The organism is Bacteroides sp. AF20-13LB, from assembly GCF_003603065.1.
GTDB classification, from domain to species: domain Bacteria; phylum Bacteroidota; class Bacteroidia; order Bacteroidales; family Bacteroidaceae; genus Bacteroides; species Bacteroides uniformis.
Genome location: NZ_QTMH01000014.1, coordinates 92091 through 110849, shown reverse-complemented (window position 1 = coordinate 110849; position 18759 = coordinate 92091). Strand labels below are relative to the sequence as shown.

Genomic DNA, 18759 nt, shown 5'->3' with positions numbered 1-18759 from the left:
TTTACCATAACTCCATTAATAAATAATTGATATGAAAAATATATTTAAATATATGGCAGGCGTGTTGGTTGCTGGTTTTGCAATGACTTCATGTTCGCCTGAAGATTTTACGGGAGCCAATGGCAATATCCCACAAGCATCGGATTATACTGATAACTTTAAAGTTACTGTAGATCAGACAACCAATTATGCAAACTTTGAATTTACTTCTGCTCCTGGAGTGTCTCCTATTTGGATAATTGACGGCGCTTATCAAGCCTCATATGGTTTTTCCAAATATTATCGTAAAAAAGGTTCATATACAGTAGAATGTAAAGTAAAGAACGCAAATGGCATTAGTGATGGTTCGATAACCAAAACCTTTGAAATAGAGAAGACTATTATGAACGGTTTTGGTGGTTTTGTGGAAGATAGTGAATTTAACATGTTTAAGGGAGTAACTTTCAATGTGGCATCTTTCTACTATGCTCCAGGATGGGGGCAGATTGCAGATCCAAAATATACTTATCAGAATGGTGCATTTGTTGTTTCCTTACCGGAAGCTACTACCGATCAGTGGCAAGCTCAGATGCATGTGGAATTGGATAAGGTAATTGCTTTGTCAGTGGATAAAACCTATGATTTTTCGGTGATAATCACTTCTACTACCAAACATCCGGGCGTGACGGTTAAAGTACAGCAGAAAGGTGATGACAATACGTTTATCAATATGCAGCGTGTGGCTTTAGATGCTAATGAGCCTAAGTGTATATGGTTCAGTAACGTACCCGGTGTGAATATTACCGATTTGAAGTTTGCACTTGATTTTGGTGGTAATGAAGCTAATACGGATATTACTTTGGAAAGCTTTGTCTTGAAAGACCATGCTAATGATGACGGTACGGAAATTCCTGAAGTACAAGAGCCTGAACCTTCTTGGGTGAAGGTGGATAGTGAAGACAATCTTTGGAACGGGGCAACCTTTACCAATACTTTCTTCTATGCAAACCCGGATTGGAGTGCTAGACCTAATCCAGATTTAGTGGTGGATGGAAATGCTTATACACTCACTTTCCCTGATGCTACTGAAGCACAATGGCAGAACCAGTTCTCGTTTGTTACAGATTTGTCAGCCGATACAGAAACTGCCTATGATTTCTGTGTCACTCTAAATCCTAGTACTGATTTGAAGGGGGTAACAGTAAAACTGGTTCAGACTGATGAACCTGATGTCAAACATGATGATAACTTCTTCTTTGCAGAACAGACGGATTTGTTGGGTAATGAAGATAATAAATTTTGGGTTGCAAATAAAAAGGCGCCTAAAGATATGCATGCTATATCTTTAGTCTTGGATTTTGGTGGAAATCCTGCTGACACAAAAGTGACTATTAAAGATATTATTTTCCAGACTCATAGAGATTGATGGCTAGTATTAGATAGAATATTGGTCTGCTAAAAGCAGTGAATAATAAAAAGGGGGAAGGATGTGGGTTATCTTGGCAATTGCTGGAGTTTCATCCTTTCCCTTTTTCTCTACTTATGTTGTAAAATATATATATATATGAAATACTATTGTCTATTATCTATTCTTTTGTTTTCGTTGATTGCTTGTGGCAGTAGCGATGACAAGGAACCGCAATCCGAGGATGTTACCATTAAATGTTCTCCTGAAAAGATAGAGGCTGTTGCACAAGCTAGCCAATATGTGGTGAATGTGGTTTGTTCTGGTAAAGAGTGGACAGCTTTTGCCTCTGATGATTGCAGTTCATGGGTCAAAGTAAATGTAATGGGTTCTTCTTCTAGCCAAGGCACAGCGACAGTTATAGTCAGTGCTCATACGGGTACTACTTCTCGTACTGGTACGGTGGTGGTTAAATCTGGTGCTACTCGTGTATCTATTCCTCTTACGCAAGCGGCTCCTTTATCAGTGTCACAGACTGAGTTGTATTCTAATTCTATAGGAGAATCTTTTGTCTTATCTGTTATTGCTTCTGGCGAATGGAATGTGAAATCCAATGATAGTTGGATTAGCGCAGAAAAAAATAGTGGGGAAATTGTTGTGACCACTTTAGCTAATGATGCAAAGATTTCCCGTACGGGTACAGTTGAGGTTGTGGCTGGTGCAGAGAAAGTAACGGTAACAGTTATTCAAGAATCGGCTGAAGATCTGGATATCAATACTCCTGAGGGGTATCGGTTGGTTTGGCATGATGAATTTAATGAGGGCACATCTCTTGGCAATGATTGGACACACGAGGTTCAAGGAGCAGGGTGGGTAAATAATGAACTTCAAAATTACGTCAATGGTTCTGCTGACGGAAAGCGTGTGACAGAACTTGTGGACGGTAAGTTGAATATTAATTGTTTCAAAGGCTCCGATGGTAAAATTTACTCTGGTCGTGTGTATGCTAAAGTGAATACTGGTTGGGAATATGGCTATTTTGAAGCACGTATCATGTTGCCTGAAGGCAAGGGGACGTGGCCGGCTTTTTGGATGATGCCAGTTGGTAATGACTGGAATACTAACCCATGGCCCATGTGTGGTGAAATAGACATTATGGAGGAAGTGGGAGTCGTACCCAACGAAGTCTCTTCGTCTATCCATACGCAAGATTATAATCATACTATAGGTACGCAGAAAACACATGCCATGACTATAGAACAGGCAGAAGGAGAATTTCATCTCTATGCTTTAGAGTGGACAGAAGATGCCATCACTACATACGTGGATGGCAAGGTACAGTTGGCTGTTACCAAGCAACAATTGGGAGCTGGTCATAATCAATGGCCTTTCCATTATGCTTTCTATCCCATTCTGAATCTGGCTTGGGGCGGTGATTGGGGTGGAATGAACGGTGTGGATGAGTCTGCTCTTCCTGTAACGATGAAGGTGGACTATGTACGCGTGTTTCAGAAAAAATAGAGCCTTCATATTTAAATTTTATTTAAATATGAAGGCTGAATGTTTTTTATTTATAACATAAATACCTTATGCTTTAGGACAATTGATAATGAAAAAAGAAAAAATATTTATTTTTATCTGTTTAGTTTTGTTGTCTGCCTGTTCTCCTTCTTCTCTAGACGGTATTGTAATAGAGAAAGCGGCAGACGGTTATAAACTTTCCATTGACGGAAGAGAAACCTATATTAAAGGCGTAGGCGGCACATATCGGTTGGACATTGCCGCCCAGAGTGGTGCCAATGCCTTCAGAACCTGGGGAGGTAATGTGGAGGAGATAAAGAAAAACCTGGCATTGGCTTCGGAGCACAACATGTACGTAATGCAGGGAATAGGCATGACCAAAGACTCTATACGCTATTACGATGATGAATATAAGAACAAGATGCGCGAAGAAGTCCGCTTGTTGGCAGAAACGTTCAAGAATGATACGAGTTTGCTGGCTTGGGGTATTGGCAATGAAATTGAGTTGGGAAATGCTAATATAGCTGCCGCATGGAATTTTGTGGAAGAACTGGCACAGCTGATTAAGTCGATAGACAAGCGTCATCTGGTTTCGACAGTGATTTCCTACAATCCGTCGGCATTGGACTCTGTGGCAAAGTATGCTCCGTCTCTCGATTATGTGGGCATCAATGTATATGGTCCGATGGGAGAGGTGCAGGCTGTTGTTGACCGGTCGGACTACAAGGGTGCATTTATGATTACCGAGTGGGGACCGACCGGTTGGTGGGAAACAGCGTCAACCGAGTGGAAGGCACCCATAGAGCAGACCAGTGAAGAAAAACGGCAGGTATACGAAGAGCGTTATACGCAATATATTTCTGCCAATACCCGTTGCTTGGGCTCTTTTGTATTCTTGTGGGGACAAAAAGAAGAACGTACGCCTACTTGGTTCAGTATGTTTGTAGAGGATAAGGTGGATTCACTGCCATTGAAAGGAGAGAAAACTCCTATGGTGGAGGCCATGCAAAGAGTGTGGACCGGCAAGGAATTGGATGAAACGGCTCCGATAGTTCGGGGCATGACTATCGATGGTAAAAGTGCCATTGATAATGTCCGTATCAAAGCAGGTACTTTATTTAAGGCGGAGGTTTCCGTCACAGATAAGGAGAACGATTCTTTGGCTTATGTGTGGGAAGTACTGAAAGAGGCTACAGTCTTGGGTTTTGGAGGTTCTTATGAGCCACGTCCGGAAAGAATGGGTGACGTGGCCGTGTCAGACAAGAATGTGTATGAGACTATGATTAAAGTTCCCGGGGAATATCGTTTGTACGTATATGTACTTGATAATACGGGCTTTGTCTCAACAGCAAATATTCCATTTCAAGTAATAGATTAAAGATGAAAACAATGAAAATGCTCTCTGCTTGTTTATTGCTGCTTCCTTTTATATCTTGTACTCAAGTGCAGGATACAAAAAATGACGCAGTCATCGAGCAGAAAATAGAAACGCTGTTGTCCAGTATGACATTGGAGGAAAAGATAGGGCAGATGAACCAGATTTCTTCTTATGGCAACATAGAGGATATGAGCGGATTGATAAAGAAAGGTGAAGTCGGGTCTATCCTGAATGAAGTAGATCCGGTGCGTGTCAATGCCTTGCAGCGTGTGGCAATGGAGGAGTCCCGCTTGGGCATCCCCTTGCTGATGGCGCGTGATGTAATCCATGGTTTCAAGACCATATTCCCTATTCCCTTGGGACAAGCGGCATCTTTCAACCCGCAGGTGGCTAAGGATGGTGCACGGGTAGCGGCTGTGGAGGCTTCTGCCGTGGGTATCCGCTGGACATTTGCGCCGATGATAGATGTGGCTCGCGATCCCCGTTGGGGGCGTATGGCCGAAGGATGTGGCGAAGATACTTATTTGACTTCAGTGATGGGTGTTGCTATGGTTGAAGGTTTCCAGGGAGATTCGCTGAACAGTCCGACTTCCATAGCCGCATGTCCTAAACATTTTGTAGGTTATGGTGCTGCCGAGGGCGGGCGTGATTATAATTCCACTTTCATTCCGGAGCGTCGTTTGAGGGATGTATACCTTCCTCCTTTTGAAGCTGTGGCCAAGGCAGGGGCAGCCACTTTCATGACTTCGTTTAATGACAATGACGGAGCACCGTCTACCGGAAACACTTTTATTTTGAAAGATGTGCTTCGTGGTGAATGGGGATTTGATGGAATAGTAGTGTCAGACTGGGCTTCGGTAGCCGAAATGATGGCACATGGCTTTGCTGCCGATTCTAAAGAGGCAGCAATGAAGGCGGTGAATGCTGGTGTGGATATGGAGATGGTCAGCTATACGTTTGTCAAGGAATTGCCGGAATTGATAAAAGAAGGTAAGGTCAAGAAGTCTGCTATAGACGATGCCGTGCGGAATATTCTGCGTATCAAATTCCGGTTGGGACTGTTTGATAATCCTTATGTGGATGAGAAACGGATAGAGGAACTTTATGCTCCTTCTCATCTGGAGGCTGCCAAGCAAGCTGCTGTGGAATCGGCCATCTTGTTGAAGAACGAAAAGGAGACATTGCCTTTGCAATCTTCGGTAAAGACGGTTGCTGTGGTAGGTCCGATGGCAAATGCACCTTATGACCAATTGGGTACCTGGATATTTGATGGTGACAAGACAAAAACCGTGATACCGTTGAAGGCTATCAAGGAACTGGTGGGGGACAAAGTGCAGGTGATATACGAGCCGGGTCTGACTTATAGCCGTGACAAGAATATGGCAGGTGTTGCCAAAGCCGCTGCTGCCGCTGCACGTGCTGATGTTATTTTGGCGTTTGTAGGCGAAGAGGCTATTCTTTCTGGAGAGGCGCATTGCCTGGCCGACCTGAACCTGCAAGGTGCGCAAAGCGAACTGATTGCCGCTTTGGCGAAAACAGGAAAACCGGTGGTTACTGTCGTAATGGCAGGGCGTCCGTTGACCATAGGAAAGGAAGTCGAACTCTCGTCAGCTGTACTTTATTCGTTCCATCCCGGAACCATGGGAGGACCGGCATTGGCCGACTTGCTGTGGGGTAAGGCTGTGCCAAGTGGCAAGACTCCGGTGACTTTCCCGAAGATGGTAGGACAGATACCGGTTTATTATGCTCATAACAGTTCCGGACGTCCGGCTACGCGGAATGAGGTTTTGCTGAATGACATTCCGTTGGAAGCGGGGCAGACTTCGTTGGGATGTACTTCTTTCTATATGGATGCAGGTTTCGATCCGCTGTATCCTTTTGGCTACGGTCTGTCGTATACGACGTTCAAATATGATAATGTGAAACTCTCGTCAGCCAATCTGAAGAAGGAAGATGTGCTGACTGTGACTTTCGACCTTGAGAATACCGGAAAGTATGAAGGTACCGAGGTAGCCCAGCTTTACGTGCAGGACAAGTTTGCTTCGGTGACCCGTCCGGTGAAAGAGCTGAAACGCTTTGCTCGCGTCACATTGAAGCCGGGTGAGAAGAAAAATGTATCGTTTGAACTTCCGATAAGTGAACTTGCTTTCTGGAATATAGATATGGTGAAGACGGTGGAAGCCGGAGACTTTGCTCTTTGGGTGGCACCGGATAGCCAAAGTGGAGAAGAAGTTTTCTTTAAGGTAGTAGATTGATTGTTGATTTAAGGTTAAAAAGAGAAGGGGCGGACCGTGACGGTTCGCCCCTTCTGCTTTCTTCTTTATAAGCCCCGCCTTCCGGCAAATAACTCATCACTTATTACTTATTACTTATAACTTTCTTATATCCATACACCGCATTGCTTCCCAGTTCTTCTTCGATGCGAAGCAGTTGGTTGTACTTTGCCATACGGTCTGAGCGGCTCAGCGAACCGGTCTTGATTTGTCCGCTGTTGGTAGCTACGGCTATGTCTGCGATAGTCGCATCTTCCGTTTCACCGGAACGATGGGAAGTTACGGTAGTATATCCGTGGCGGTGTGCCATTTCGATGGCATTCAGTGTTTCGGTCAGCGAACCTATCTGGTTTACTTTAATCAATATGGAGTTGGCACAGCCTTTTTCGATGCCCATTGCAAGGAAGTCCACATTGGTGACGAACAAATCGTCTCCTACCAACTGGCAACGGTTGCCGATACGGTCGGTCAGTTTTTTCCAGCCGTCCCAGTCGTTCTCGCTCATGCCGTCTTCGATAGAGTCGATGGGATACTTGTTGATTAACTCTTCCAGATAGTCAATCTGTTCGTCGGCAGTACGTTTCTTGCCTTTTTCACCTTCGAATTTGGTATAATCGTAGATGCCATCATGGTAGAACTCGGAAGAAGCGCAGTCCATGGCAATCATTACATCTTTGCCCGGTTCGTATCCGGCAGCCTTGATGGCGGCAATGATGGAGTTCAAGGCATCTTCTGTACCCTCCAGATTAGGAGCAAAACCTCCTTCATCGCCTACTGCTGTGCTGAGGCCACGGTCTTTCAGGACTTTCTTCAGTGCGTGGAACACTTCGGCACCCATACGCAAACCTTCGCGGAAGGAAGTGGCACCTACGGGGCGTATCATGAATTCCTGGAAAGCAATGGGAGCGTCACTATGCGAACCGCCGTTGATGATGTTCATCATCGGTACAGGCATCACATAGGTATTTGTACCACCGATATATCGGTAGAGTGGGATGTCAAGGTAAGCGGCGGCAGCCTTGGCTACAGCAAGAGATACGCCGAGGATGGCATTGGCACCCAGATTGGCTTTCGTTTTGGTTCCGTCCAGTGCAAGCATGGCATGGTCGATACCCATCTGGTTGAGGGCGGACATACCGATGAGCTTGGGAGCAATGATATTATTGATATTGTCCACGGCTTTCAGGACACCTTTGCCTCCGTAACGTTTTTTGTCACCGTCACGCAGTTCCAATGCTTCGTGTTCTCCCGTGGATGCTCCTGACGGGACAGATGCACGGCCTATGAAGCCGGATTCCAAGGTTACGTCTACTTCTACAGTTGGGTTACCTCTTGAATCGAGGATTTCACGTCCGATAATCTTCTCTATTTTCATATTCAGTCAATTTTAATTATAAACTATCTTACTAACAAATGAAAACAAGGAATTGTTTTTCGTTTTTAATCCTTTATTGTAATGCCTAAAAGAGCAGTCAACTCCATGGCTTGGGAAGTATTGACGATGGCTCCCCGTATGTCGGGCAGGTTGAGGCGTATACCTCCTATGTGCGAGTCGCTCAAGTCGATTCCTCTTAGAGGGGTGTGTGAAAACTCGGATTCTACCAGCTCACAGTTTTCAAAGGCGATGGAGGCAAGTTTGCAGTTGTTGACGTCGCTGTTGCGCAAGTCACAAGAGGTGAAGCGGGCTTGATTGATTTTACTCATGGAAAGATTGAGGTATCTGGCATTGCAGTCCTTCATTGTCAGATGGTTCAATATTGTTTCCGGCAGATTGGTTCCCACCAGTTTGCAGGATATGAATTCCACTCTGAACAGAGAACTTTCGGCAAATGAGATGTTGGAAAGGTCGCAATGTTCAAAACGTACATCAGTGAAATGGCAGGATTTCAGTTTGCAGGCGCTGAATTGGATATGACTGAAAGTACAGTTGGTGATGCTTTTGTAGGAATACTCCATGTGTTCCTCTGTCCGTTTACCGAAGTGAAGGTCTCTGACAGTTTCTTCCGTATTCAGCCATTCTTCCAATGATTTGGAACTTTCACTTTGTCCCTCTAAGGTAGGAGGGATGATGCGTACGGGAGGCATGACAAAAGGCTTGCTGGGTTTCATAGGGGTGTTTGGGTTATATACAGCGTCCGAAGGCGCCGCCGGCGAAGGCTGCCAGGACTCCTAATGTGATACTTAATAAGGTATATAAGGCAAACATTCCGTAGAATTCTTGCTTTATCAGAATCAGTCCGTCATTGCTGAAAGTGGAGAAGGTGGTGAATCCTCCGCACAGACCGGTAGTCAGCAACAGCCGTACCTCAGTAGAAAGGTTGAAACGGGCGGATAAGGTATAGAATAGCCCGATGAGGAAACTTCCGAGGATATTGACTGTGAATGTAGCCCATGGGAAAGAGTAGGGGACTATGCGCTCGTGGAGCATCATCTGCACGCAGTAGCGCAGTACGCTGCCGGTACCGCCGCCAAGGAATATAGCTATCAGTAATCTAGTCATAGGTTTTCTGGGGTTGGTTTTGGCTGCAAAGGTAGTGAAGACAAAGGAATTTCAGTAAATCATAGCCCGAAATTTCATAAAGCGATTCTGTACTGGGGGAAGTAGTTATTGGTGGGATGTATATAATTTTGATATTTGATATGAGTGATTGCCAATCTTGGTTCCGGATAGTTCGTGATGGGGCAGAAGCGATTTACTAAATCTTGGAGGAAGATTTAGTAAATCGTTGCCGGAGATTTAGTAAAATGTCCGGGAGATTTTAGTAAACGAGTAGAAGGGGCTTTGGAAGGATGACTGGTTTGTCTGTATTTTTGGATACGGTAATAACTAGTGAAACTTGAGCCACTCTTGAAATTGAGGTCTTAACCGTTCAAATGCCATATTGTAGAGACCTCTCTAGAACCTTGTCTTGATAATCAGCGATTTATTTTCATTGGCTGTAGAGATTGTATCCATTCCTTCTCATTCTCTTCCTGCCTTTCTTTCTTCACTTGTAGAGAAGGGTTGTTCTTAATTTGTTGTTTTTTAGAGTTTTAACGAAATTGGTTGTAGATGTCATTTCCTTGTATTCCCGTCATTCACACCCTAACTTTGCAACATCGAATTCAAGAGAATGAAAGTTTATCGTTGAGGCCTCACGATGGATCTCCACTTCTTGAAAGAGAGGAAAAGGCTTCGGCCTATTTATTACATTATTATATTAACTTTCTAAAACATTAAAAATTATGGGACTTCAGTATGTAGTGGCAAAGAGAATCTTTGGTTTTGACAAGGACAAAAATGTAAAGTATGTAGCTAAATCCGTAGGAGCGGGTGAATTGGATTTTGATAAGTTGTGTGCCAAAGTGAGCCGTATTCTTGGTATTCACAGAAAGACGGTGGACTTAGTGGCTGCAGGACTGGTGGACATCATGTCGGAAGAAATAGACGATGGAAAGACTGTTCGTTTAGGTGATTTCGGATTGTTCCGCCCTTCTTTTGTAGGGAAGAGTGCTGATACGGAGGCTGGCGTTTCGGCCAGTAACATTGTCCGTAAACGTATTCTGTTTTTTCCGGGGAAAGCTTTTAGTCAAATGTTGGGCAATATGAGCGTCACCAAGATGGTGGTTCCCGATACGGACTATACGGATGGAAGTAGCAATGGTGGAGGGGATAACTCCAATCCTTCGGGAGGCAATGACGGGGACCAAGGTGAAAATCCTCTGGGATAATTCCAGTGCACGATTAAAGTTGTAAAAATATGGAGGGCGAAGTTTTCGTAGCGATACTTCTCCTTCTATTTTGTTTGTAGGCAGGATATTGTTCAAGGGAAGTTGGTTTTCATGCAAACGTTTGCCGATAAATCATCTATCATTCTAGTTTAATTGCGTCAGAGTGTATTTCTTTCCTGCCTATATTTGCATCTGGAACATAATTTTATAAATATAGCATGAGAAACATGAAAGCAATCTGTACAAAATTAGCCTGCTTCCTGCTCGTTTTGTTGGTGAGCGGCGTAGCAATGGCAGAGAGTATTACCTCTCCCAACGGACAACTTCAATTGAATTTTTCGGTAAATGCGCAAGGCGAACCCGTTTACGAACTTTCTTACAAAGGAAAGCCGGTGATTAACCCTTCCAAATTAGGACTCGAACTGAAGAACGACCCCGGTCTGATGAATGGCTTCACGCTGGCGGATGCAAAGACTTCCACTTTCGACGAGACTTGGGAACCGGTATGGGGTGAAGTAAAGCAAATCCGTAACCACTACAATGAGCTGGCTGTGACGCTCAACCAAAAGGCGCAGGATAGGAACATCATTATCCGCTTCCGTTTGTTCGACGATGGTATGGGCTTCCGTTATGAGTTCCCTTTGCAGAAGAACTTGAACTATTTCGTGATTAAGGAGGAGCGTACTCAGTTTGCCATGACTGGCGACCATACAGCCTTCTGGATTCCGGGCGACTACGATACGCAGGAATATGATTACACAGAATCCAAACTTTCTGAAATTCGCGGGTTGATGAAAGGGGCCATTACGCCTAACTCTTCACAAACCCCGTTTTCGCCCACCGGTGTTCAGACTTCTTTGCAGATGAAGACTGCTGATGGTTTGTACATCAACTTGCACGAGGCTGCTTTGGTGGATTACTCTTGCATGCACTTGAATCTGGATGATAAGAATTTTGTTTTTGAATCTTGGCTTACTCCCGATGCAGTAGGCGATAAAGGTTATCTGCAAGCTCCCTGCACGTCACCGTGGCGTACGGTTATCGTAAGCGACGATGCTCGTGACATCCTTGCCTCTAAAATCACGCTGAACTTGAACGAACCTTGTGCTTACGAGGACGTTTCCTGGATTAAGCCCGTGAAATACGTAGGTGTATGGTGGGAAATGATTGTAGGTAAGAGCACCTGGGCATATACAGACGACCTTCCCTCCATCAAACTGGGTGAAGTGGACTACTCCAAAATGAAGCCCAATGGCCGTCACGGTGCCACTAACGAAAATGTAAAAAAGTACATCGACTTCGCAGCCGAGCACGGTCTGGACCAAGTATTGGTAGAAGGCTGGAATGAAGGCTGGGAAGACTGGTTTGGCAAATCCAAGGATTATGTATTCGATTTTGTGACCCCTTATCCCGATTTCGACGTGAAGATGCTGAATGAATATGCCAAGAGCAAAGGCGTGAAGCTGATGATGCATCATGAGACATCCGGTTCGGTGCGCAACTACGAACGTCACATGGACAAGGCCTATCAGTTTATGGTGGATAATGGCTACAATGCCGTGAAGAGCGGATATGTAGGTAATATGATTCCCCGTGGTGAACATCATTATGGGCAATGGCTGAACAACCACTACCTCTATGCCGTGAAGAAGGCAGCCGACTACAAAATTTGTGTAAATGCGCACGAAGCTGTACGCCCTACCGGTTTGTGCCGTACTTATCCTAACTTGATTGGCAACGAATCTGCACGAGGAACTGAATATGAGGCATTCGGCGGTAGCAAACCGTTCCATACCACATTGCTTCCATTCAACCGCTTGATTGGCGGTCCGATGGATTACACACCGGGTATCTTCGATACCAAACTTGACTTTATGGGCGATTTGCCCCACGGACAAGTGCAGACTACACTTGCTAAGCAACTCGCTCTGTATGTAACTTTATACAGCCCGTTGCAGATGGCTGCCGACTTGGTTGAGAACTACGAAAAGCACATGGATGCTTTCCAATTCATCAAGGATGTGGCAGTAGACTGGGACGACAGCAAGTACATTGAAGCAGAACCGGGTGATTACATTACCGTGGCCCGTAAGGCAAAAGGAACCGGCAACTGGTTTGTTGGAGGTATTACAGACGAGAATGCACGTACAGCCAACTTTACGCTCGACTTCCTTGAACCGGGCAAGCAATACGTAGCCACTCTCTATGCCGACGGTAAAGATGCTGATTACAAGGAGAACCCTACTTCTTATCAGATAAAGAAGGGTATCGTAACCAGCAAGACCAAAATGTCCGTGAAGGAAGCGCGTAGCGGTGGTTTTGCATTGAGCTTGATTGAAGCGACTCCGGCTGACAAGAAAGCTGTGAAGAAGTGGAGATAATTTAGGGTAGAAAGAGTTTTTATTAGGCATTAGTGAGGCCCCGCAGAAGTCCAATCTTTGCGGGGCTTTTTTTGTGTTAGGGTAAGCTCATTCTTATACCGTAAAAATAGCATCAAGACCCGAGTTTTTGGTAAGTTCGTTCTTTGGGGAAACCTTTATTTTTGCACTCAGATAACAGATTGCATAATCATTAAAAATCAGAGATATGAATACGGATAAGAAAATCAGTCGTCGGGAGGCTTTAAAGCGTATGGGATTTGCCGTGATGAGCAGTGCTATCGCATCTTCCGGCCTACTCTCGTTGGCATCCTGCGAAACAAAAAGGAGTAAGCGTATCATCTTTTATTTTACCGGAACGGGTAACAGTCTTTACATCGCCCGTCAGTTGGCTGGAGAGAACGCAGAATTGTTGAGTATCCCTCAGATGGTGAAACGGGGGAAGTATGAATTTGAGGCAGATGAAATCGGCATCGTTTATCCCATCTACGGTCATATGCCTCCCTATATGGTACGGCAGTTCATTCAGAAAGCAAAACTGAAGGCAGAATACAAGTTTGCTGTCCTCACCTATGGTGCAAGGAAGTGCGATGCGGTAGAGATTTGGGACCGTATATCCCGTAAAGCTGACAATGCGTTCGACTATATCAGCACTATCATCATGGTGGATAACTGGCTACCCAACTTCGACATGAACGAGCAACTCAAGATAGACAAGCACATCCCCGAGAACTTGCAGAAGATAACGGCAGATATCAACAGTCGGCAGCATTGGCACGAACCGGTGACGGAGGAGGAACGGCAACAGCACCAAGGTTTTATGCAGCGGAGTGGACTCGACCCCGAGGTGGGCTTCCTGATGAAAAGCGAGAAGTTCTTTACCGTGACCGATGCTTGTATTGACTGTGGCATCTGTACCTACGTTTGTCCGCGCGGCAACTATGAGCTGACGTCGAGAGGAGTGAAGACGTCCGGTGACTGCGAGTTCTGTTTTGCCTGCATACAGAATTGTCCGCAGAAGGCTATTCAGTTCATAAAGCAGGAAGATGGCTCTTTTCCTGACGGAACGGAGAAGAACCCCAATGCCCGCTATCGTAATGAGCATATTTCGCTAATAGATCTGAAACGGGCAAACAATCAAAAACTATAATCATTAACCTCTGTATTTTGTCGGATTTACACCCAGATGTTGTTGTACGTAACGGCTAAAATAAGCAGGAGAGGAAAAACCGAACATATCGGAAATACGGACGAACGTTAGTGATTTGTCGCGCAGCAAACGCGAGATGTCGAGTGTGGTATAACGGTTTATCCAGTAGTTTGCTGTATAACCGCTTACTTTCTTGGAAACTTCCGAAAGATATTTGGAGGTGACACATAGGCAGTCGGCATAATAGGTCACTTCACGATGCTCGCGGAAAGTTCCGTTCTCCAGCATGTTGAGGAAACGGCTCATGATGGAAGCATTTTGTACAGAGATATTGTCCTCGCCATATAGATGGGAGTGGAAATCGAAGAAGTCGAGTATCAACATCTGTGTGGAGGCGATAAGCATATCGCGATGGAAATGATGGTCTGTATTCCGGAGTCTGTATTCCACTTGTTCAAAATCCCGGAGACATAGCTCTTGCTGTTCGGTAGTCAGGGACATGATAGGATTGAGAAATAGGGAAAGTTGCCCTTTCATGCCGTAGTTGTTCTGTGGTGTACTCAGCACCACAAAGCCCGATGCGATATAGATGACCTTTACGCGAAAATCTTCTGAAGGTTGAATTTTCTCTACCAGTTTTCCTTTGCGGACAATCATCAGGTCGCCGGCACGTAGCTCGCGCTCCTCTCCATTGTACTTCAATCGGCAGATTCCTGACAGACAGAGGGCGTGTGCAAGATAGCCACTGTATGCGTCCGTCCCCAGACCTTGAAGAGTATCGGCTATTATAATATTTGCGGTTTCTCCCATTATACAGTTGTTTGGTTTCGATCACAAAAGTATATGTTTCCAATAATATAACTTCTATTGTGGGCAAGAAATATATTGCCTTTTTTATTCATTTCAAATCTGCCCGAATTTCGCAAATTCTTCATACCTTTGCATCCGTTAATTTTAGAAACCAATAACAAAACAGAACTTATGGGAGGTTTTTTCGGAACAGTCGCCAAGGCAACAAGCTGTGTGGCGGATTTGTTTTACGGCACAGATTATAATTCACATTTAGGGACAAAACGTGGTGGGTTGGCTACATACGATGCAGAAACGGAGCAGTTTACCCGTTCCATTCACAATCTGGAAAGCACTTATTTCCGCACGAAGTTTGAGGATGAACTGGACAAGTTCAAAGGAAATTCCGGAATAGGAATCATCAGCGATACAGACCCTCAACCCCTTATCCTCAACTCCCACCTTGGTCGCTTTGCCATTGTAACGGTAGCCAAAATAGTAAATCTGCAAGAACTGGAAACAAAACTGTTGGCCCAAAACATGCACTTCGCCGAACTCAGTTCGGGCAAAACCAATCAGACGGAACTTATCGCCCTCCTTATTATACAAGGAAAGACATTTGTCGAAGGAATTGAAAATGTGTATAAGCATATCAAAGGTTCCTGCTCCATGCTGTTATTGACGGAAGACGGCATCATTGCCGCTCGCGACCGCTGGGGACGTACTCCGATTGTGATTGGCAAGAAAGACGGAGCGTATGCCGCCACAAGTGAGTCGAGCAGCTTTCCGAATCTTGGTTATGAGATAGACCGTTATTTGGGACCCGGAGAGATTGTTCGCCTGCGTGCCGATGGTGTGGAACAGATGCGCAAGCCTGATGAGGGAATGCAGATTTGTTCCTTCCTATGGGTATATTACGGTTTCCCCACTTCCTGCTACGAAGGTAAGAATGTGGAGGAAGTGCGTTTTGCCTCCGGTTTCAAGATGGCACAGACAGATAAGTCAGAGGTGGATTGTGCCTGCGGCATTCCTGATTCGGGTGTAGGTATGGCGCTTGGGTATGCCGAAGGTAAAGGAGTTCCTTATCATCGTGCCATTTCCAAATATACTCCGACTTGGCCTCGTAGTTTTACTCCCAGCAAGCAGGAATTGCGTTCGCTGGTGGCAAAGATGAAGCTGATTCCCAATCGTGCCATGCTCGAGGGTAAGCGTCTGCTGTTCTGTGATGACTCTATTGTCCGGGGGACTCAGTTGCACGACAATGTGAAGGTGCTGTATGAGTATGGTGCCAAGGAGGTGCATATCCGGATTGCTTGTCCTCCATTGATATATAGCTGCCCGTTTGTAGGATTCACGGCTTCCAAAAGCGACATGGAACTGATTACCCGTCGTGTCATCAAGGAGCTGGAGGGTGACGAGAATAAGAATCTCGATAAGTATGCCACTACCGGCTCACCCGAATACGAAAAGATGGTGGACGTTATCCGCGAGCGTTTCGGACTTTCATCCTTGAAGTTCAATACGTTGGAAACTCTGGTTGAAGCTATCGGATTGCCTAAGTGTAAGATATGTACGCATTGTTTTGATGGTAGCAGCCATTTTTGATTGACATTTTGTCCTTAAGAAATAAAAAAGGGGCGTGAATTGCTTGGCAGTTCACGCCCCTTTTTTTATCTTTACAGCACAAAATAGTGGTTAATGATTAGTGATTAATGATTAATGATTAATGCCATTCGGATAATGCTTTTCGCCAATTACTAATCACTGACCATTAATCACTAACCATTAATCACTAATCATTATTCATCATGACTTTAGTAGAACGTTTTTTAAAGTACGTAAGCTTCGATACTCAGTCCAGTGAAGAGACTGAGATTACTCCGAGTACTCCGGGGCAAATGGTGTTTGCCCGGTATCTGAAAGAAGAATTGGAATCTTTGGGTCTGGAAGAAATCACGTTGGACGAAAATGGTTATCTGTTCGCCACTCTTCCTGCCAATACAGACAAGCCGTTGCCCGTCATCGGCTTTATTGCCCACATGGATACAAGCCCCGATATGAGTGGCAAGAATGTTTCTCCGCGTATCGTGCAGAATTATGACGGTAAGGACATTGTTCTTTGCGCCGAAGAGAATGTGGTTCTTTCTCCTGCCCAGTTCCCCGAACTGCTCGACCATCAAGGGGAAGATTTGATTGTGACCGACGGCAAGACCTTGCTTGGTGCCGATGATAAAGCCGGTATTGCCGAAATTGTATCGGCGGTGGTATATCTGAAGGAGCACCCCGAAATCAAGCACGGTAAAATTCGTATCGGCTTTAATCCGGATGAGGAAATCGGTTTGGGCGCCCATAAGTTCAATGTAGCGCAGTTCGGTTGCGAATGGGCCTATACCATGGATGGCGGAGAAGTGGGTGAACTTGAATTCGAGAACTTCAATGCGGCCTCTGCCAAGATAAGCTTCAAGGGACGGAATGTGCATCCGGGCTATGCCAAGAATAAGATGATTAACTCTATCCGCGTTGCCAACCGTTTCATGTCCATGCTTCCGGCTGACGAGGCTCCGGAGCATACCGAAGGTTACGAAGGTTTCTATCATCTGATAGGCATTACCGGCGAGGTGGAGCAGACAACAGTCTCTTACATTATCCGTGACCACGACCGCACCCGCTTTGAAGAGCGCAAGAAGGAGATGGAACGTCTTGTGGCAAAAATCAATGAAGAATACGGTCCGGGTACCGCTACTCTGGAACTTCGCGACCAATACTATAATATGCGCGAGCAGATTGAACCGGTGATGCATATCATCGACACCGCTTTTGCCGCCATGAAGGCAGTAGGTGTAGAGCCTCGTGTAAAAGCCATTCGCGGAGGTACGGACGGCGCCCAGCTCTCTTTCAAGGGCCTGCCTTGTCCCAATATCTTTGCCGGTGGCTTGAACTTCCACGGCCGCTATGAGTTCGTGCCTATCCAGAACATGGAGAAAGCCATGAACGTCATCGTCAAGATTGCCGAGCTCGTAGCAAGCAAATAGATAATTCATAACTCATAACTCTAATAGTTCCATGAAAACCACTCCGTTTACCGAAAAACACATCTCGCTGGGTGCCAAGATGCACGAGTTTGCGGGATATAATATGCCTATCGAGTATTCCGGCATCATTGACGAGCATCTTACAGTATGTCAGGGTGTCGGTGTATTCGACGTCTCACACATGGGAGAATTTTGGGTGAAAGGTCCCCATGCTTTGGACTTTCTGCAGAAAGTGACTTCCAATAACGTAGCTGCCCTCACACCGGGGAAAGTACAGTATACCTGCTTCCCAAATGAAAATGGAGGCATTGTGGACGACCTTCTGGTCTATCATTATGAGCCGGAGAAATACCTGCTTGTCGTGAATGCGTCGAACATTGAGAAAGACTGGAACTGGTGTGTGTCTCATAACACGGAAGGCGCTGAATTGGAAAATGCTTCCGAGCACATGGCACAGCTTGCTGTGCAAGGACCGAAGGCTATTCAGGCTTTGCAGAAGCTGACTTCCATTAATCTTTCCGACCTTCCTTACTATACTTTTACCCACGGTGAGTTTGCCGGAGAAAAGGATGTCATTATCTCCAATACCGGATATACCGGTGCGGGTGGTTTTGAGCTTTACTTCTATCCGGAGGCTGCCATGAAGATTTGGGATGCCGTGTTCGAGGCAGGCGCGGAGTTCGGCATTAAGCCAGTTGGTCTGGGTGCGCGCGATACGCTTCGTCTGGAAATGGGCTTCTGTTTGTATGGCAATGATTTGGATGACACCACTTCGCCCATTGAAGCGGGTTTAGGATGGATTACCAAGTTTGTGGAGGGAAAGAACTTCACCAATCGCCCGATGCTGGAAAAACAGAAAGCGGAAGGCACTACCCGTAAGTTGGTGGGATTTGAAATGATAGACCGCGGTATCCCCCGTCATGGTTACGAGCTGTATAGTACAGACGGTACTGCCATCGGTGTGGTTACCTCCGGAACTATGTCGCCTACCCGCAAGATTGGTATCGGAATGGGGTATATCAGGCCCGAATACAGCAAGGTCGGTACGGAAATCTGCATTGACATGCGGGGACGTAAGCTGAAAGCTGTGGTTGTGAAGCCGCCGTTCCGCAAACAGTAGTTTGAATAAATGACTGAGAATGA

The 18759-nt window shown here is 45.5% G+C and carries 14 protein-coding genes; 10 read left to right on the top strand and 4 right to left on the bottom strand.

Features of this window, described 5'->3' with window-relative positions; all coding sequences use genetic code 11:
- Positions 1 to 31: 31 nt before the first annotated feature.
- The 4 genes from DWX62_RS17345 to bglX all read left to right on the top strand — a co-directional run bounded on the left by DWX62_RS17345 (position 32) and on the right by bglX (position 6538).
- Entirely contained in the window at positions 32 to 1405 is a 1374-nt protein-coding gene (locus DWX62_RS17345; protein ID WP_005826835.1) for a hypothetical protein, read from the top strand.
- A 138-nt stretch (positions 1406 to 1543) separates the two neighbouring features.
- On the top strand, positions 1544 to 2905 hold the full coding sequence (locus DWX62_RS17340; RefSeq protein ID WP_005826833.1) for a family 16 glycosylhydrolase: 1362 nt from the start codon (positions 1544 to 1546) through the stop codon (positions 2903 to 2905).
- A gap of 88 nt (positions 2906 to 2993) precedes the next feature.
- On the top strand, positions 2994 to 4283 hold the full coding sequence (locus DWX62_RS17335; RefSeq protein WP_005826831.1) for a glycoside hydrolase family 2 TIM barrel-domain containing protein: 1290 nt from the start codon (positions 2994 to 2996) through the stop codon (positions 4281 to 4283).
- Between the two features lie 2 nt (positions 4284 to 4285).
- On the top strand, positions 4286 to 6538 hold the full coding sequence (gene bglX, locus DWX62_RS17330) for a beta-glucosidase BglX (RefSeq protein WP_120173036.1): 2253 nt from the start codon (positions 4286 to 4288) through the stop codon (positions 6536 to 6538).
- 103 nt (positions 6539 to 6641) lie between these two features.
- Here the strand turns inward: bglX and eno are convergent, their stop codons facing one another.
- The 3 genes from eno to crcB all read right to left on the bottom strand — a co-directional run bounded on the left by eno (position 6642) and on the right by crcB (position 9056).
- Positions 6642 to 7931, bottom strand: a complete 1290-nt coding sequence (eno, locus tag DWX62_RS17325) for a phosphopyruvate hydratase (protein ID WP_005826824.1) — start codon at positions 7929 to 7931, stop codon at positions 6642 to 6644.
- Between the two features lie 65 nt (positions 7932 to 7996).
- Positions 7997 to 8665 carry a pentapeptide repeat-containing protein gene (locus DWX62_RS17320; protein WP_005826822.1) on the bottom strand — a complete coding sequence of 223 codons (669 nt, stop codon included), beginning with the start codon at positions 8663 to 8665 and terminating at the stop codon, positions 7997 to 7999.
- A gap of 13 nt (positions 8666 to 8678) precedes the next feature.
- The gene (gene crcB / locus DWX62_RS17315) at positions 8679 to 9056 is read right to left on the bottom strand and encodes a fluoride efflux transporter CrcB (RefSeq protein ID WP_005826820.1); all 378 of its coding nucleotides are present in this window, start codon (positions 9054 to 9056) and stop codon (positions 8679 to 8681) included.
- A gap of 725 nt (positions 9057 to 9781) precedes the next feature.
- On the opposite strand from crcB, the gene DWX62_RS17310 reads away from it, so the two are divergent.
- The 3 genes from DWX62_RS17310 (at position 9782) to DWX62_RS17300 (ending at position 13795) form a co-directional block, all read left to right on the top strand.
- A complete protein-coding gene (locus DWX62_RS17310; RefSeq protein ID WP_005835937.1) occupies positions 9782 to 10267 on the top strand; it encodes a DsbA family protein in 486 nt (161 codons plus the stop codon).
- 218 nt (positions 10268 to 10485) lie between these two features.
- A complete protein-coding gene (locus DWX62_RS17305; RefSeq protein WP_120173035.1) occupies positions 10486 to 12648 on the top strand; it encodes a glycoside hydrolase family 97 protein in 2163 nt (720 codons plus the stop codon).
- Positions 12649 to 12853: 205 nt separating this feature from the next.
- The gene (locus DWX62_RS17300) at positions 12854 to 13795 is read left to right on the top strand and encodes an EFR1 family ferrodoxin (RefSeq protein WP_117887534.1); all 942 of its coding nucleotides are present in this window, start codon (positions 12854 to 12856) and stop codon (positions 13793 to 13795) included.
- 3 nt (positions 13796 to 13798) lie between these two features.
- On the opposite strand, the gene DWX62_RS17295 is transcribed toward DWX62_RS17300, so the two are convergent.
- Complete coding sequence (locus DWX62_RS17295; RefSeq protein ID WP_005826809.1) at positions 13799 to 14605, bottom strand: helix-turn-helix domain-containing protein; 807 nt, start codon at positions 14603 to 14605, stop codon at positions 13799 to 13801.
- A 171-nt stretch (positions 14606 to 14776) separates the two neighbouring features.
- Between DWX62_RS17295 and DWX62_RS17290 the strand changes: the two genes are divergently transcribed.
- The 3 genes from DWX62_RS17290 to gcvT all read left to right on the top strand — a co-directional run bounded on the left by DWX62_RS17290 (position 14777) and on the right by gcvT (position 18736).
- Entirely contained in the window at positions 14777 to 16189 is a 1413-nt protein-coding gene (locus DWX62_RS17290; protein ID WP_005826808.1) for a hypothetical protein, read from the top strand.
- A 203-nt stretch (positions 16190 to 16392) separates the two neighbouring features.
- The gene (gene pepT, locus DWX62_RS17285; RefSeq protein ID WP_005835942.1) at positions 16393 to 17616 is read left to right on the top strand and encodes a peptidase T; all 1224 of its coding nucleotides are present in this window, start codon (positions 16393 to 16395) and stop codon (positions 17614 to 17616) included.
- 31 nt (positions 17617 to 17647) lie between these two features.
- Positions 17648 to 18736 (top strand): glycine cleavage system aminomethyltransferase GcvT, encoded by a 1089-nt coding sequence (gcvT, locus tag DWX62_RS17280; RefSeq protein WP_035449409.1) that lies wholly within the window; start codon positions 17648 to 17650, stop codon positions 18734 to 18736.
- The last annotated feature ends 23 nt before the right edge of the window (positions 18737 to 18759 follow it).

What these genes read in the sequence shown, in the direction of transcription:
- DWX62_RS17335 (WP_005826831.1), top strand. Translation starts at nt 2,994, where the DNA reads ATGAAAAAAGAAAAAATATTTATTTTTATCTGTTTAGTTTTGTTGTCT.
- DWX62_RS17320 (WP_005826822.1), bottom strand. Translation starts at nt 8,665, where the DNA reads ATGAAACCCAGCAAGCCTTTTGTCATGCCTCCCGTACGCATCATCCCT.
- DWX62_RS17340 (WP_005826833.1), top strand. Translation starts at nt 1,544, where the DNA reads ATGAAATACTATTGTCTATTATCTATTCTTTTGTTTTCGTTGATTGCT.
- eno (WP_005826824.1), bottom strand. Translation starts at nt 7,931, where the DNA reads ATGAAAATAGAGAAGATTATCGGACGTGAAATCCTCGATTCAAGAGGT.
- DWX62_RS17310 (WP_005835937.1), top strand. Translation starts at nt 9,782, where the DNA reads ATGGGACTTCAGTATGTAGTGGCAAAGAGAATCTTTGGTTTTGACAAG.
- DWX62_RS17295 (WP_005826809.1), bottom strand. Translation starts at nt 14,605, where the DNA reads ATGGGAGAAACCGCAAATATTATAATAGCCGATACTCTTCAAGGTCTG.
- bglX (WP_120173036.1), top strand. Translation starts at nt 4,286, where the DNA reads ATGAAAACAATGAAAATGCTCTCTGCTTGTTTATTGCTGCTTCCTTTT.
- gcvT (WP_035449409.1), top strand. Translation starts at nt 17,648, where the DNA reads ATGAAAACCACTCCGTTTACCGAAAAACACATCTCGCTGGGTGCCAAG.
- crcB (WP_005826820.1), bottom strand. Translation starts at nt 9,056, where the DNA reads ATGACTAGATTACTGATAGCTATATTCCTTGGCGGCGGTACCGGCAGC.
- DWX62_RS17305 (WP_120173035.1), top strand. Translation starts at nt 10,486, where the DNA reads ATGAGAAACATGAAAGCAATCTGTACAAAATTAGCCTGCTTCCTGCTC.
- DWX62_RS17290 (WP_005826808.1), top strand. Translation starts at nt 14,777, where the DNA reads ATGGGAGGTTTTTTCGGAACAGTCGCCAAGGCAACAAGCTGTGTGGCG.
- DWX62_RS17300 (WP_117887534.1), top strand. Translation starts at nt 12,854, where the DNA reads ATGAATACGGATAAGAAAATCAGTCGTCGGGAGGCTTTAAAGCGTATG.
- DWX62_RS17345 (WP_005826835.1), top strand. Translation starts at nt 32, where the DNA reads ATGAAAAATATATTTAAATATATGGCAGGCGTGTTGGTTGCTGGTTTT.
- pepT (WP_005835942.1), top strand. Translation starts at nt 16,393, where the DNA reads ATGACTTTAGTAGAACGTTTTTTAAAGTACGTAAGCTTCGATACTCAG.